Below are 13,320 nucleotides of genomic sequence, written 5' to 3' on the forward strand. Positions count from 1 at the left end.
GTCACGCTAGCGCACGTTCGTCGGCGTCCTCCAGGGGGTGCTCGCGAAGGTGGCCCCGGACCGCCAGCGCGGCCGCGCGGCCGGCCCGGTTGCCGCCGATCGTGCTCGCCGACGGGCCGTAGCCGACGAGCTGCACCCGGGGATCACGGAGGGCCGTCGTCGCCGTCTGGACGTCGGCGTCGCTCTGCAGCAGCGCGATCCCGCCGTGCTCGCTGCGCAGGTGCAGGGGCGCGAGGTGAGCGAGCGCCGGCCGGAAGCCGGTCGCCCAGAGGAGGGCGTCGACGGGTTCGAAGGAGCCGTCGGCCCAGCGCACGCCGTCGGGCTCGATCCGCGCGAACATGGGCCGGCGACGCTCGTAGACGCCCAGCCGAGCGGCCTCCTGCTCCTGCGGCCGCAGGGCCAGGCCGGTCACGCTGACCACGCTCGCGGGCGGCAGGCCCGCGCGGACCCGGTCCTGCACGAGCTCGATCGCGTGCCGGCCGGCCTCCGCGTCGAAGTGGTCGCGCCACACCGGTGGGCGCCGGGTGACCCAGAGGACGTCCGTACGCGGCGCCAGCTCACCGAGGAACTGCACCGCCGACGCGCCGCCTCCGACCACGACGACGCGCTTGCCGTCGAAGTGCGCGGCTCCCGGATAGTCCGCCGTGTGCAGCTGCTCCCCGCGGAACGTCTCGGCGCCGGGGTAGTACGGGACGAACGGCCGGGTCCAGGTGCCGGTCGCGTTGACGAGCGTCCGGGTCGTCCACGACCGCTGCCCCGCCCGGACGACGAGCAGGTCGCCCTCGCCGTGCACCTCGTCGACCCGCACCGGCCGCACGACCGGGAGCCGGTGCGCGCGCTCGTAGGCGCCGAACCAGGCCGGCACGACGACATTCGCGCGCTCGGCCGAGTCGCCGGGAGCCGGCGCGTCGGGCAGATCGGCGACGCCATGGACGTCGTGCATCGACAGGGAGTCCCATCGGTGCTGCCAGGCTCCTCCGGGCCCGTCGTCCGCGTCCAGGACGACATGGTCGACGCCGAGCCGGGTGAGGTGGAAGGAGGCGGAGAGGCCGGCCTGACCGGCCCCGATGACCACCGCGTCGTAGACGTGCACACCACAGGAACGGTCATTTCCACCCGGCTATGCCCCGCGGCGTGACGTTCTGGGTGATTCTTCGTTGAATCCTCTCGGGAACACCCTCCCGGCTCGCTCAGCGCCGCCCGGGAGTGGTTTGCTTGGGGGGCAAATTCATACAGTCAACACGGATGGGAATGGGGTCCCGTGAACGTGCGGAAATTCGTCTCCTTTGTCGCCTTCACCCTGCTGGGTGTCGGCCTAGTCGCCGTTCCGGCACCTGCGCAGGCAGCTGACACCACCGGCTGGGCCTACAACGCCGCCACCGGCGCGACGTACGTCAAGGCCGTCGGCGGCGTCGTCCAATCCGACCTGACCGCCCAGACGGGCGTGTCCGGCGGCAACTTCTCCCGCGTCTCGGAGAACAGCACCGTCGGTGGCCAGGTCAGCCAGCTGCTCACGATCGGCGCGGCGCAGACCAAGACCACGGCCGACTACTCCAGCGCCGGTACGACGCTGACCTCGTGGGCCCGCACCGCCGGCGTCAGTCTGCTGAACGGTCTGATCAAGGTCGACGCGATCGAGACCAACTCGGTCACGACCGGTCACGCCGACGGCACCGTCACGCACACCGGCAACTCCGAGCTGCTGGGCATCAAGATCATCGGCATCGACCTGCCGGTGAAGATCCCCAAGAACTTCGCGGTGACCGTCCCCGGCGTGGCGACCGTCAGCCTCAACTACGACATGTCGGGCCAGGACGGCAACGGCGCGATCGCCGTCAACTGGGCGCTCGCCGTGCAGCTGCTCAAGCCGATCGGCGGCTTCGACATCGGCACGACGGTCCTCGTCAACCCAGTCAGCCAGGGTCTGATCCACGTCAACGAGAACGCCGGCGCCATCCTCGGCGGCAACGCCTACGGCACCCGGATCGCGGCCAACGTCGGCTCCGACATCAAGATCGTCAGCGACCCGACGGCGCAGATCGGCGTCCCGTTCTCCTCCAGCGGCGGTCGCACCCTGCGCAACAGCACCGCGACCGTCAACGTCCCGGGCCTGCTCAACCTCGGCGCCATCACCTCCACGTCGACGTCGAGCAAGGACGGCAAGGACGCGGAGATCGTCAACACCAACCAGCTGGCCGGGCTCAACCTCCTCGGCGGCCTGATCAAGGCCGACGCGATCGGGGTCAGCGCCAGCGGCAAGCGGGTCGGCACCCAGTGGACCGGCAGCATGAACATGACGCTGGTCAACCTGGTGATCGCCGGGAAGTCCATCCCGATCGACGTCTCCCCGAACACCACGCTCAAGATCGCCAACCTCGGCAAGGTGGAGATCAACAAGCAGGTCGTCAACAAGTCGATCCGCGCGAACCAGATCTACGCGCTCCGGATCACGCTCGACACCTCCACCGCCGGCCTCCCGGTCGGCGCCGTGATCGAGATCGGCCAGGCCAGCACGATCATCTACTGATCGCATTCCACACGGTCGCGAGGGGCCGGGTCGCCAGCAGGCGGCCCGGCCCCTCGTGCGTTCCCCCGCGGCGATATCCTCGGTAGCCGTGGCTGAAGCTGAGTTCCGTTACTCCGACCTCCTCCCCACCGGCCAGGACGACACGCCCTACCGGTTGCTCACGAAGGAGGGCGTCGAGACCGTCGAGGGCCCCGACGGCCAGACCTTCCTCAAGGTCTCCCCCGAGGCGATCCAGCGGCTCACCGCCGAGGCGATGCACGACATCAGCCACTACCTGCGGCCCGCGCACCTGGCGCAGCTGCGCAAGATCATCGACGACCCCGAGGCCTCGGGCAACGACCGCTTCGTGGCGCTCGACCTGCTCAAGAACGTCAACATCTCCGCCGGCGGCGTGCTGCCGATGTGCCAGGACACCGGCACCGCGATCGTGATGGGCAAGAAGTCCGAGGGCGTGCTCACCGGCGCCGAGGACGGCGAGTGGATCAGCAGGGGCGTCTACGACGCCTACACCAAGCTCAACCTCCGCTACAGCCAGCTCGCGCCCCTGACGACGTACGACGAGAAGAACACCGGCTCCAACCTGCCGGCGCAGATCGAGCTCTACTCCACCGCGCAGGGGCCGAAGGGGCCGGAGTACAAGTTCCTCTTCATGGCCAAGGGCGGCGGCTCGGCCAACAAGTCGTTCCTGTTCCAGGAGACCAAGGCGATCCTCAACCCGAAGCGGATGCTGGAGTTCCTCGACGAGAAGATCCGCTCGCTCGGCACGGCCGCCTGCCCGCCGTACCACCTCGCGGTCGCCATCGGCGGCACCAGCGCCGAGTTCGCGCTCAAGACGGCCAAGTACGCCTCCGCGCACTACCTCGACAACCTCCCGACCGAGGGCTCGATGGACGCCCACGGCTTCCGCGACCTGGAGCTCGAGGAGGAGGTCTTCAAGCTGACCCAGTCGTTCGGCATCGGCGCCCAGTTCGGTGGGAAGTACTTCTGCCACGACGTGCGCGTGGTCCGGCTCCCCCGCCACGGCGCGTCGTGCCCGGTCGCGATCGCCGTGTCCTGCTCCGCGGACCGCCAGGCACTCGGCAAGATCACCGCCGACGGCGTCTTCCTCGAGCAGCTCGAGACCGACCCGGCGCAGTACATGCCCGACGCGGGCGTGGCCGAGGACATCTCCGGCGGCGAGGTCGTCAAGGTCGACCTCAACCGGCCGATGAGCGAGATCCTGGCCCAGCTGTCGTCGTACCCGGTCAAGACCCGGCTCTCGCTGACCGGACCGCTCGTCGTCGCGCGCGACATCGCGCACGCCAAGATCCAGGAGCGGCTCGACGCGGGCGAGGAGATGCCGGAGTACCTCAAGGACCACCCGGTCTACTACGCCGGCCCCGCCAAGACCCCCGAGGGCATGGCGTCGGGCTCGTTCGGCCCGACCACGGCCGGCCGGATGGACTCCTACGTGAAGTCCTTCCAGGCCGCGGGCGGCTCGATGGTCATGCTGGCGAAGGGCAACCGGAGCAAGCAGGTGACCGAGGCGTGCGACGAGTACGGCGGCTTCTACCTCGGCTCCATCGGCGGCCCGGCCGCGCGGCTGGCCCAGGACTGCATCAAGAGCCAGGAGGTCATCGAGTACCCCGAGCTCGGCATGGAGGCGGTCTGGAAGATCGAGGTCGAGGACTTCCCCGCCTTCATCGTCGTCGACGACAAGGGCAACGACTTCTTCACCGACCCCGGCGGCACCGTGACCGTGCCCGTCTCCGGGATCCGGGTGCGCTCGGCCGAGTAGGCTGCCCGGCATGATCGCTCGGGGAATCACCACAGTGACGGCCGCGCTCGCCATCGCCATCGGGCTCCTGGCGCCGGCCGGAGCCGCTCCTACTCAGCGCGGCCAGGGCGCGGCCAGCCAGGCGGCCGTCATCGCCGAGGTCGTCGCCCATGGCCTCGACCAAGGCGTGCAGCTTCCGAAGCGGATGACGCGGGCCAAGCTCGACAAGCGGTTCGGCTACCCCCTGCCGCAGCGCTTCTCGATCCGGCGCTACGCCCGCCTGGACGCCACGACGTACCGGATCTGCATCGTCAAGAAGTCGGGCGGCTGGGCGACGTGGCACTCCGGCAAGGGTCGGATCCGCTCGGGCAGCCACGGCGCCGCCTGCCGGTTCTGAGCCCGCGGCCGGGAACGCAGGAGCCCGGCCGTCCGTTGTCCCGATATGCGCTGTCCAGTTGACGAGTCCACGCTGGTGATGAGCGAGCGGAACGGCATCGAGATCGACTACTGCCCCCAGTGCCGGGGTGTCTGGCTCGACCGCGGCGAGCTCGACAAGATCATCGACCGTTCCGTCGGGATGCCGCAGCCCGCGCCGCAGCAGCCGGCCGCGCCGCAACAGCCGCAGTACGACGGCTACCGCGCCCCGCAGCAGCAGCAGTACGACGACCGCCGCCGCTACGACGACAAGTACTACAAGAAGCGCAAGCGCGAGTCCTGGCTCAGCGAGCTGTTCGACTGAGCCGAACCACCAGCGCGTTCACCAGGTCGGCCGCGGCCTGCGGCCGGTCCACGGTCGCGGCGAACCGCTGGCCGTCGCGCAGCGTGAGCACGATGCCCTCCCCACGGCGGGCCACCGCCGCCCGGCCCTTGGTGCTGCGCCGGTAGCCCCACCCGCCCCAGCGAAGCGGCTCGATGTCGCCCGCCTCGGCCGAGGCGATCTCGGCCAGGCCGACCCGGAGCCGGGGCCACTGGGCCGGCCCCCACGAGACGGCGACGCCGGCGTCGTCGACGCGGACCGTGACCACGTGGACCCAGGCGACCGCGATCGCGGCGAGCCCGGCGGCGAGCGCCGCGGGCCAGACGGCGAACCACAGCGGGACCGTGCCCAGGCCGAGCACGACCCCCAGGACCAGCAGAGCGCGGGAGTTCGCCTGACCGACCCAGGCGACCCGCTCGCCGTCGGCCAGCGCGAGGGTCGCGCTCTCGGCCGGCAGCGGCTGCTCACGCCATACCGGGCTCGGCAGCAGGCGGTGGACCACCAGCGCGGCGAGGAACGGCAACAGGGTGGCGAGCAGGATCGTCAGGACCGGCAGCCGGACCTCCGCGGCCCGGACGGCGTCGGCGGAGGCGAACAGCGTCGCCGCGTAGAGCGCTGCCGGCAGCCAGGCGACCCAGGTGGCGCCCGCGGCGCCGAGCGAGGCGAGGGGCGAGCGCCGGCCCGACGCGACGACGAGGCCGAGCGCCACCAGCGTCGCCACTCCGACCACGGCGGCCACCGCGGCGGTGAAGCCGGACAGAGGGAGGGTCCCGTCGACGTCCCCGGCGAGGTCCCAGTGGGTCGGCACCGGATCGGGGACGTCGTCGCGCAGACCGAGGCCCACCCCGGCGACCCAGAGCGGAGCCTGGAGCACGACGAGGACGGCGAGCAGTGGGCGGATGCGGGTCATGGGAGGGCCTTTCGGATCTCGTCGACGAGTTCGTCGGGGGTGACGCCGATGCGGGCGGCGCGGGCGAGCAGGTCACGCACCTCACGGCGCAGCGCGACGCGTTCCCGGTCGGGCTCGGCGAGGTCGCTGCGCACGTGCGCCCCGCGCCCGCGGCGCAGGTCGACGATCCCCTCGTCGCGCAGGGCGGCGTAGGCGCGCAGCACGGTGTGCATGTTGACGTCGAGTGCCGCGGCCAGCTCACGGGCGGGCGGCAGCTTGTCGCCGCCGCGGAGTCCGCCGTCGATGACCGCCGCACGCACCTGTGCGGCGATCTGCTCGGCCAGCCCCAGCGGGCTGGCCGGGTCCACTCGGATCAACATGTTTGTATCGTACTAGAACAACCCAATCAGCGGCGTCGGTAGGCTCGAGGAGTGAGCGACTTCCGCACCGAGCACGACTCCATGGGCGAGATCCAGGTCCCCGCCGCAGCCCTGTGGCGGGCGCAGACCCAGCGCGCCGTCGAGAACTTCCCGATCAGCGGTACGCCGATCGAGCCGGCCCTGATCCACGCGCTGGGCCGGGTGAAGGCAGCGGCGGCGTCGGCGAATGTCGCCCTGGGGGTGCTCGACCCCGCACTCGGCGCCGCGATCGCGGTCGCGGCCCGCGCCGTCGCCGACGGCGGGCACGACGACCAGTTCCCGATCGACGTGTTCCAGACCGGCTCCGGCACCAGCTCGAACATGAACGCCAACGAGGTCATCGCCTCCCTGTGCGCCCGCGACGGCGTCACCGCACACCCCAACGACCACGTCAACGCCAGCCAGTCGAGCAACGACACCTTCCCGACCACGATCCACGTCGCCGCCGCCCTGGCGGTCGCCGACGACCTGCTGCCGGCGCTGGACCGGCTCGCGACCTCCCTGGAGGCCAAGGCGGAGGAGTTCGCCGGGCTGGTGAAGTCGGGCCGCACCCACCTGATGGACGCCACGCCCGTGACCCTCGGCCAGGAGTTCGGCGGCTACGCCGCCACGGTCCGCTACGCCGGGGAGCGGCTCGCCGGCGTACTCCCTCGGGTCCGTGAGCTCCCACTCGGCGGCACCGCCGTCGGCACCGGCATCAACACCCCACCCGGCTTCGCGGCCGCCGCGATCACGGCGCTCAGCGAGGCCACGGGACAGGAGTTCACCGAGGCGCGCGACCACTTCGAGGCGCAGGGCACCCGCGACTCCCTGGTCGAGCTGAGCGGGGTGCTGCGCACGATCGCGGTCGGCCTGACCAAGATCTGCAACGACCTGCGCTGGATGGGCTCCGGCCCGACCACCGGCCTCGCCGAGATCCACCTGCCCGACCTGCAGCCGGGCTCCTCGATCATGCCCGGCAAGGTCAACCCGGTGCTGCCCGAGGCGACCCTGATGGTCTGCATGCAGGTGATCGGCAACGACGCCGCCGTCACCGCCGCCGGCGCGAGCGGCAGCTTCGAGCTCAACGTCGCCATGCCCGTCCTGGCCCGCAACGTGCTCGAGTCGATCCGTCTGCTCGCCCGCTCCTCGGTCACGCTCGCCGAGCGCTGCATCGACGGCATCACCGCCGACGCCGACCGGATGCTGCGCTACGCCGCCTCGTCGCCGTCCGTGGTGACTCCGCTGAACAAGCACATCGGCTACGAGGCGGCGGCCACGATCGCCAAGCAGGCGCTCGCCACCGGCAGCACGATCCGCGAGACCGTGCTCGCGCTCGGATACGTCGACCGGGGCGAGCTCACCCTCGAGGAGCTGGACGCCGCGCTGGATCTGATGTCCATGACCCGCCCCTGAGCGGCGGTCCACGGCGGAGTCCGGCTCATCAGACCCCGCGGCTCGGCGGGACTCAGACCTTCTTGCGGCCGGTCAGGCCCGCCGCCACGATCACAGCCACGGCGGCCACGACGATCTGCCAGATGTGACGCCACCAGTCGATGCCGTTGGTCGCGTTGTCCCACGTGGCCTCGTGGCCGTCGAAGGGACCGTTGTTGTGGCCGACCAGCACCCAGTAGAGCAGGCTGCCGACCAGCATGCCCACGATGCCGCACAGCACCGTGAGCCAGAACGGGAACTTCGTCCGATCCCCCGGCGCCACGGCTTTGCCGATCAGGCCGATGATGGCACCGCCGACGATCGTCACGATGATGGTCCACACCATTGCGGGCTCCTCACGTCGTACGGGACACCCGTGTCCCGTCCATAACGGCATCATGCACCCGCGAAGACGCCGCGGCGTGGACCCGGCGCGGCCCCGGGCTCGGCGTGGCGCGGACGCCGTCCCCTACTTTCGACCCGTCACTCGGTCCCCGGGTCGGATGTGCCGGGGTTGCGGAACCGAGCAGACTCACGGGCATGAACACGGCCACGCAGCTGCTCCTCGGAGTCGTCCTCGTCGGCGCCGGGATGATCCTCGCCCTGGGCTACCCCGACGCCGAGCTCGGCTGGTTCGAGGGCCGCCCGCTGGGCGTCGTCCTCGCGATCATCGGTGCGGTCGACCTCGGCGAGGCCGTCCTGCGACGCCGGCGGGGCTGAGCCCGGGACGGGACCCGCTCGCGCGATCGTCCACGCCGCCGGTCATCGCGGGAGGCTCGGCCGCCGGAGCGCAGGGAGCGACGAAGGAGCGACCGGAGCGCAGGAGGCCAGCTTTCCGCGAGCCGGCCGTGTTGCCGCCACGCGAACGCAACCATCTACCGGACGCGACAGCGAGCGCGGCAGCGTGTCAAGCGAAGCGCCGACACGCTCGCGCGATCGTCCACGCCGCCGGTCATCGCGGGAGGCTCGGCCGCCGGAGCGCAGGGAGCGACGAAGGAGCGACCGGAGCGCAGGAGGCCGGCTTTCCGCGAGCCGGCCGTGTTGCCGCCACGCGAACGCAACCATCTACCGGACGCGACAGCGAGCGCGGCAGCGTGTCAAGCGAAGCGCCGACACGCTCGCGCCGACCCGCTCAGTACCAGCCGCGGGCCTGACTGTGGCCCCAGGCCCCGCAGGGGCTGCCATAGCGCCCCTTGATGTAGCCCAGCCCCCAGCGGATCTGGGTGGCGGGGTTGGTGGCCCAGTCGGAGCCGGCGGTGGACATCTTGGAGCCGGGCAGGGCCTGCGGGATGCCGTAGGCGCTGGAGGTCGGGTTGTCGGCGTTCCAGCGCCAGTTGGACTCGCGGGTCCACAGCGAGTCGAGGCAGCCGAACTGGCTGGAGGAGAAGCCGAACTCGCCGAGGAGCGCGCGGGCGATGTCGCGTGGGTCGGAGTCGGAGAGCTCACGGCTGTCGGTCATCGCGGCGGTGCGGGAGCCGGAGAGATCGGCCGACTTCGCCGGGACGGCCTCGGGGCGCAGGTCATCGCGGGAGAGCACCGGCTCCCGGCGCGCGGTCGCGTCCTCGGCGATCGTGGCGGCGCCGACGTTGGCGATCGCGTCGATGTCGGCGACACCGGCGGCGCTCGCGGCACTCGGCGTGGCCTGCTGACCGGCGAGGCCAGCGACGACCGAGACACCCGTCACGGCCACCGCGACCGAGGACAGGACGACGACATTGCGGGCCGCGGTGCGCGGCGCCCGGGCGATGTGGGCGTGCTTGGGCGCGCCGCGATGCTTGGGCGCTCGCCTCTTCGGCGGCTGCGGCGCGTTGTTCGACAAGTGCTCGGATCCGGGCTCGGCGACATGGGGGTGACCACCGCCCGATCGGGCCCGACTCGCTGTCATCACCGCCGGCGGCCAGCGACCACCCTGCCTGACGGAGAGGGCTCACGCAAACCGAACGACGGATTTCCCCCGCCATCTCCCGCATCCCGTACACCGTCGGTCACACGAGTCACATCAGTCCCAGCTGACAGCGGCCGGACACCTGACGTCATACGTTCTGAGGGCTTGAGCCCACAGAGCGAATGACGTCACGGCGGGGGCCGTTCGCTGTCCACAGGCGCCGAGGCTCCGCCCGTCATCCACAGCCGCTGTGCGGGTACAGCCGGATGTCGCGGCAGGTCGCTGCATCGTCCTGCCATGAGCACTCCCCCTCGGTTCCGCCGCCGGATCATCATCGGCAGTGACGACCCCCGCAGCGAGCAGCTCGGCGCGCTGGCCACCGCACAGCACGGCGTGGTGTCGCGCCGGCAGCTCTACCGGCTGCACGTGACCCGCTGGGAGATCCGGGCGCACCTGCGGGCCGAGCGCTGGCAGCGCCTCGGCGACCAGAGCATCGTCCTCCACACCGGACCGGTCCCGATCCCGGGGCTGCTCTGGGCGGCCGTCCTCCAGGGTGGTCCCCACGCCCAACTCGACGGCGCGGCGTCCCTGGTCGCCTCCGGCCTGCAGCGGTTCGAGCTCGACAGCATCCGGGTCTCGCTGCCTCGGGGTGCCCGGACCCGCCGCACACCGATGTTCGACCTGCGTCAGACCCGCCGATGGCGCGCCGCCGACCGGGTGCCGTCGGGCATCCCGCGCACCCGTCCCGAGGTCGCCGCGGTCCGGGCCTTCCTCTGGGCCAGGACGGACCGGCAAGCGATCTACCTGCTGACCCTCACCGTGCAGCAGGGCCTGGCGACGCCCGAGCTGATCGGGGCGGCCGCGCTCCGGATCCTCCGAGACAAGCGCCGCCGCCTGCTGCACGCCACGATCAACGACCTCCTCGACGGAGTGCGGGCGCTGGGCGAGCTCGATGTGCTCCAGGAGCTCCGGCGCCGCGGCCTCCCGCTTCCGGAGCACCAGGTCGTTCGCACGGACAGCCAGGGGCGCTTCTACCTCGATCTCTACTGGCCCGACCTCGGAGTCGTCGTCGAGGTGGACGGGATCCACCACGCGTGGGCCGAGAACATCGTCGGGGACGCCCTCCGCCAGAACGCGCTCACGCTCTCCGGCGACATCGTGCTGCGGTTGCCGCTTCTCGCCCTGCGGCTCCAGCCGGACGCGTTCTTCGCGCAGATCGCCGAAACGCTCGCCACCGCGCAGAGACGGCGGGCGGCGTGATCGGCTGTGGACGGCCGTAACGTCATACGTTCTGTGGGCTCTCGCCCACGGAACGTATGACGTTGCGCCGGGGGGTGCTCACACCACGACGTTCTCCAGCATCTCCGTGACCAACGCGGCGATCGGCGAGCGCTCGGACCGGGTCAGGGTGACGTGGGCGAAGAGCGGGTGGCCCTTGAGCTTCTCGACGACCGCGACGACGCCGTCGTGGCGCCCGACCCGGAGGTTGTCGCGCTGGGCGACGTCGTGGGTGAGCACCACCTTGGAGTTGGCGCCGATCCGCGAGAGCACGGTGAGCAGGACGTTGCGCTCCAGCGACTGCGCCTCGTCGACGATGACATAGGAGTCGTGCAGCGACCGGCCACGGATGTGGGTCAGCGGCAGCACCTCGAGCATCCCGCGGTCGAGGATCTCGTCGACCACGTCGCGCGAGGTCAGCGCGCCGAGGGTGTCGAAGACCGCCTGGGCCCAGGGCGACATCTTCTCCGACTCCGAGCCGGGCAGGTAGCCCAGCTCCTGACCGCCCACCGCGAACAGGGGCCGGAAGACCACGACCTTCTTGTGCTGCTGGCGCTCCATCACCGCCTCGAGGCCGGCGCACAGGGCGAGCGCCGACTTGCCGGTGCCGGCCCGCCCGCCGAGCGAGACGATGCCGACCTCGGGGTCGAGCAGCAGGTCGAGCGCGACCCGCTGCTCGGCGCTGCGTCCGTGGATCCCGAAGGCCTCGCGGTCGCCGCGCACCAGGTGCACCTGCTTGTCCGGGCCGACCCGCCCGAGCGCGGTGCCGCGCTCGGAGAGCAGCACCAGGCCGGTGTGGCATGGCAGGTCACGGGCGTCGGCGAGGTCGAGCGTGCCGTCGTCGTACAACTCGTCGAGGTCGGCGGCGCCCACCTCCATCTCGGCCATGCCGGAGTAGCCGGTGTCGGAGTCGCTGATGGTCTCGCCGCGGTACTCCTCGGCGGCCAGGCCGACCGCGGAGGCCTTGATCCGCATCGGCAGGTCCTTGGAGACCAGGGTGACGTCGTGGCCCTCGTCGGCGAGGTTGCGGGCGACCGCGAGGATCCGGGTGTCGTTGTCGCCGAGACGGAAGCCCGAGGGCAGGGACGAGGCATCGGTGTGGTTGAGCTCGACACGGACGCTGCCGCCGTCGTCGCCCACCGGGACGGGTGTGTCGAGGCGGCCGTGGCTGACCCGCATCTCGTCCAGCATCCGCAGCGCGCTGCGCGCGAAGTAGCCCAGCTCGGGGTGGTGGCGTTTGCCCTCGAGCTCGGTGATCACGACCACCGGCAGCACGACCTCGTGCTCGGCGAACCGCCGCAGGGCGGCCGGATCGGCCAGCAGGACGCTGGTGTCGAGGACATAGGTACGGCGCTGCGTGCTGGTCTGTGCCTCATCGTGAACGTTTCCCACGACTCACCTCACCGGACCGCGCGCCCCCAGGGGCCACCCGGCCCTATCCCTGGTAGACGGACCGGGATGCGCGTTCGTGGTTCGTCACGTTCGGCCTCCCGATGTGGCCGGCTTCCCCACCTGCCACTGATTCGGAAAGTACGCCCGGCGGCGGTCCGATTCGGGCGCCACGCCGCGACGCCGACGTTAATGTCAGGTGACGCGTCGGTACGCCAGGTCGGTGATCACGCGGTCCTTGGCGAGGCCCTTGCGCTCGAACTTGGTCACCGGCCGCTCCGCCCACCGCTCGACCACTCCGCCCTCCAGCAGCGGCTCGGCGGCGAGGACGGCGATCATCTGCTCGGCGTAGTCGGCCCAGTCGGTCGCCAGGCGCCACACCGCGCCGGGGGCGAGGCGGGAGGCGATCAGCGCGGCGTACTCCTCGTTGACCAGGCGTCGCTTGTGGTGCCGGGTCTTGTGCCAGGGATCGGGGAAGAAGGTCCACAGCTCGCTGACCGAGTCGGCGGCGATCAGGTGCTCCAGGGTCCACACCGCATCGACACTGCTGAACCGGACGTTCGTCGCGCCGGCCTCCCCCACCCGGCCGAGCCCCTCGGCGACGCCCGGGCGCCACACCTCCAGCGCGAGCACGTTGACCTCCGGGTGGGCGGCCGCGAGCGCGGCCGTGGCCTCCCCCACGCCGCCGCCGATCTCCACGACCAGCGGGGCCTCGCGGCCGAACCAGCGGGCCCAGGAGAAGTCGCTGTCGTCGACCGCCTCGTCGGGGATCACCCACCGCTCGGCGTACGTGTCCCAGGCGGCCTGCTGCTTCGGGCTGAGCCGGCTGCCGCGACGGGAGTAGGTCAGCACCTCGCGCAGGCGCCGGCCGTCCTCGGTCTGCTTGTGGTGCGGTCGAGCCGGCCGCACGCCCCCATTCGTCTGCTCAGCCACGCCCGCCATTCTCCCGGCTCGGGTCGACAGCCCGAAATGCAGGAGACCCCCTGCCGCCGAGGCGGCAGGGGGTC

At 71.5% G+C, this 13,320-nt stretch carries 14 protein-coding genes; 7 read left to right on the plus strand and 7 right to left on the minus strand.

All coding sequences use genetic code 11. The features are described 5' to 3' along the window. Position 1: 1 nt before the first annotated feature. On the minus strand, positions 2 to 1,093 hold the full coding sequence (locus tag QJ852_21070; protein ID WGX95634.1) for an NAD(P)-binding domain-containing protein: 1,092 nt from the start codon (positions 1,091 to 1,093) through the stop codon (positions 2 to 4). Positions 1,094 to 1,261: 168 nt separating this feature from the next. On the opposite strand from QJ852_21070, the gene QJ852_21075 reads away from it, so the two are divergent. From QJ852_21075 to QJ852_21090, 4 genes are all read left to right on the plus strand, one after another. Continuing rightward, positions 1,262 to 2,527: a choice-of-anchor P family protein gene (locus QJ852_21075; GenBank protein ID WGX95635.1), complete on the plus strand. Its 1,266-nt coding sequence runs from the start codon at positions 1,262 to 1,264 to the stop codon at positions 2,525 to 2,527. An 88-nt stretch (positions 2,528 to 2,615) separates the two neighbouring features. Beyond that, positions 2,616 to 4,304 carry a fumarate hydratase gene (locus tag QJ852_21080; protein WGX95636.1) on the plus strand — a complete coding sequence of 563 codons (1,689 nt, stop codon included), beginning with the start codon at positions 2,616 to 2,618 and terminating at the stop codon, positions 4,302 to 4,304. A 10-nt stretch (positions 4,305 to 4,314) separates the two neighbouring features. Continuing rightward, positions 4,315 to 4,680 (plus strand): hypothetical protein, encoded by a 366-nt coding sequence (locus tag QJ852_21085; GenBank protein WGX95637.1) that lies wholly within the window; start codon positions 4,315 to 4,317, stop codon positions 4,678 to 4,680. A gap of 45 nt (positions 4,681 to 4,725) precedes the next feature. Then, positions 4,726 to 5,022: a zf-TFIIB domain-containing protein gene (locus QJ852_21090; GenBank protein ID WGX95638.1), complete on the plus strand. Its 297-nt coding sequence runs from the start codon at positions 4,726 to 4,728 to the stop codon at positions 5,020 to 5,022. Here the strand turns inward: QJ852_21090 and QJ852_21095 are convergent. Together QJ852_21095 and QJ852_21100 are read right to left on the minus strand one after the other, a co-directional pair. Continuing rightward, entirely contained in the window at positions 5,003 to 5,950 is a 948-nt protein-coding gene (locus QJ852_21095; protein WGX95639.1) for a hypothetical protein, read from the minus strand. The genes QJ852_21090 and QJ852_21095 overlap by 20 nt on opposite strands. Further along, the gene (locus QJ852_21100; protein ID WGX95640.1) at positions 5,947 to 6,309 is read right to left on the minus strand and encodes a GntR family transcriptional regulator; all 363 of its coding nucleotides are present in this window, start codon (positions 6,307 to 6,309) and stop codon (positions 5,947 to 5,949) included. The genes QJ852_21095 and QJ852_21100 overlap by 4 nt, the downstream gene beginning before the upstream one ends. A 51-nt stretch (positions 6,310 to 6,360) precedes the next feature. Between QJ852_21100 and QJ852_21105 the strand changes: the two genes are divergently transcribed. Beyond that, positions 6,361 to 7,743, plus strand: coding sequence for a class II fumarate hydratase (locus tag QJ852_21105; protein ID WGX95641.1), 1,383 nt, complete (start codon positions 6,361 to 6,363; stop codon positions 7,741 to 7,743). Between the two features lie 52 nt (positions 7,744 to 7,795). On the opposite strand, the gene QJ852_21110 is transcribed toward QJ852_21105, so the two are convergent. Then, positions 7,796 to 8,107, minus strand: coding sequence for a hypothetical protein (locus QJ852_21110; protein WGX95642.1), 312 nt, complete (start codon positions 8,105 to 8,107; stop codon positions 7,796 to 7,798). A gap of 194 nt (positions 8,108 to 8,301) precedes the next feature. Here QJ852_21110 and QJ852_21115 point away from each other — a divergent pair, with 194 nt between their 5' ends. Then, complete coding sequence (locus QJ852_21115; protein ID WGX95643.1) at positions 8,302 to 8,481, plus strand: hypothetical protein; 180 nt, start codon at positions 8,302 to 8,304, stop codon at positions 8,479 to 8,481. 412 nt (positions 8,482 to 8,893) lie between these two features. On the opposite strand, the gene QJ852_21120 is transcribed toward QJ852_21115, so the two are convergent. Beyond that, complete coding sequence (locus QJ852_21120) at positions 8,894 to 9,580, minus strand: lytic transglycosylase domain-containing protein (GenBank protein WGX95644.1); 687 nt, start codon at positions 9,578 to 9,580, stop codon at positions 8,894 to 8,896. 363 nt (positions 9,581 to 9,943) lie between these two features. On the opposite strand from QJ852_21120, the gene QJ852_21125 reads away from it, so the two are divergent. After that, complete coding sequence (locus QJ852_21125; GenBank protein ID WGX95645.1) at positions 9,944 to 10,906, plus strand: hypothetical protein; 963 nt, start codon at positions 9,944 to 9,946, stop codon at positions 10,904 to 10,906. A gap of 78 nt (positions 10,907 to 10,984) precedes the next feature. Here QJ852_21125 and QJ852_21130 read toward each other — a convergent pair whose 3' ends face one another. Further along, on the minus strand, positions 10,985 to 12,316 hold the full coding sequence (locus QJ852_21130; GenBank protein ID WGX95646.1) for a PhoH family protein: 1,332 nt from the start codon (positions 12,314 to 12,316) through the stop codon (positions 10,985 to 10,987). Between the two features lie 192 nt (positions 12,317 to 12,508). Further along, complete coding sequence (gene trmB, locus QJ852_21135) at positions 12,509 to 13,246, minus strand: tRNA (guanosine(46)-N7)-methyltransferase TrmB (GenBank protein ID WGX95647.1); 738 nt, start codon at positions 13,244 to 13,246, stop codon at positions 12,509 to 12,511. Positions 13,247 to 13,320: the final 74 nt, after the last annotated feature.

Source organism: Nocardioides sp. L-11A, from assembly GCA_029961745.1.
Classification (GTDB): Bacteria; Actinomycetota; Actinomycetes; order Propionibacteriales; family Nocardioidaceae; genus Nocardioides.

Coding starts and splice junctions, on each gene's coding strand:
- QJ852_21085 (WGX95637.1), top strand. CDS start 4,315: ATGATCGCTCGGGGAATCACCACAGTGACGGCCGCGCTCGCCATCGCC.
- QJ852_21090 (WGX95638.1), top strand. CDS start 4,726: ATGCGCTGTCCAGTTGACGAGTCCACGCTGGTGATGAGCGAGCGGAAC.
- QJ852_21095 (WGX95639.1), bottom strand. CDS start 5,950: ATGACCCGCATCCGCCCACTGCTCGCCGTCCTCGTCGTGCTCCAGGCT.
- QJ852_21100 (WGX95640.1), bottom strand. CDS start 6,309: ATGTTGATCCGAGTGGACCCGGCCAGCCCGCTGGGGCTGGCCGAGCAG.
- QJ852_21110 (WGX95642.1), bottom strand. CDS start 8,107: ATGGTGTGGACCATCATCGTGACGATCGTCGGCGGTGCCATCATCGGC.
- QJ852_21115 (WGX95643.1), top strand. CDS start 8,302: ATGAACACGGCCACGCAGCTGCTCCTCGGAGTCGTCCTCGTCGGCGCC.
- QJ852_21125 (WGX95645.1), top strand. CDS start 9,944: ATGAGCACTCCCCCTCGGTTCCGCCGCCGGATCATCATCGGCAGTGAC.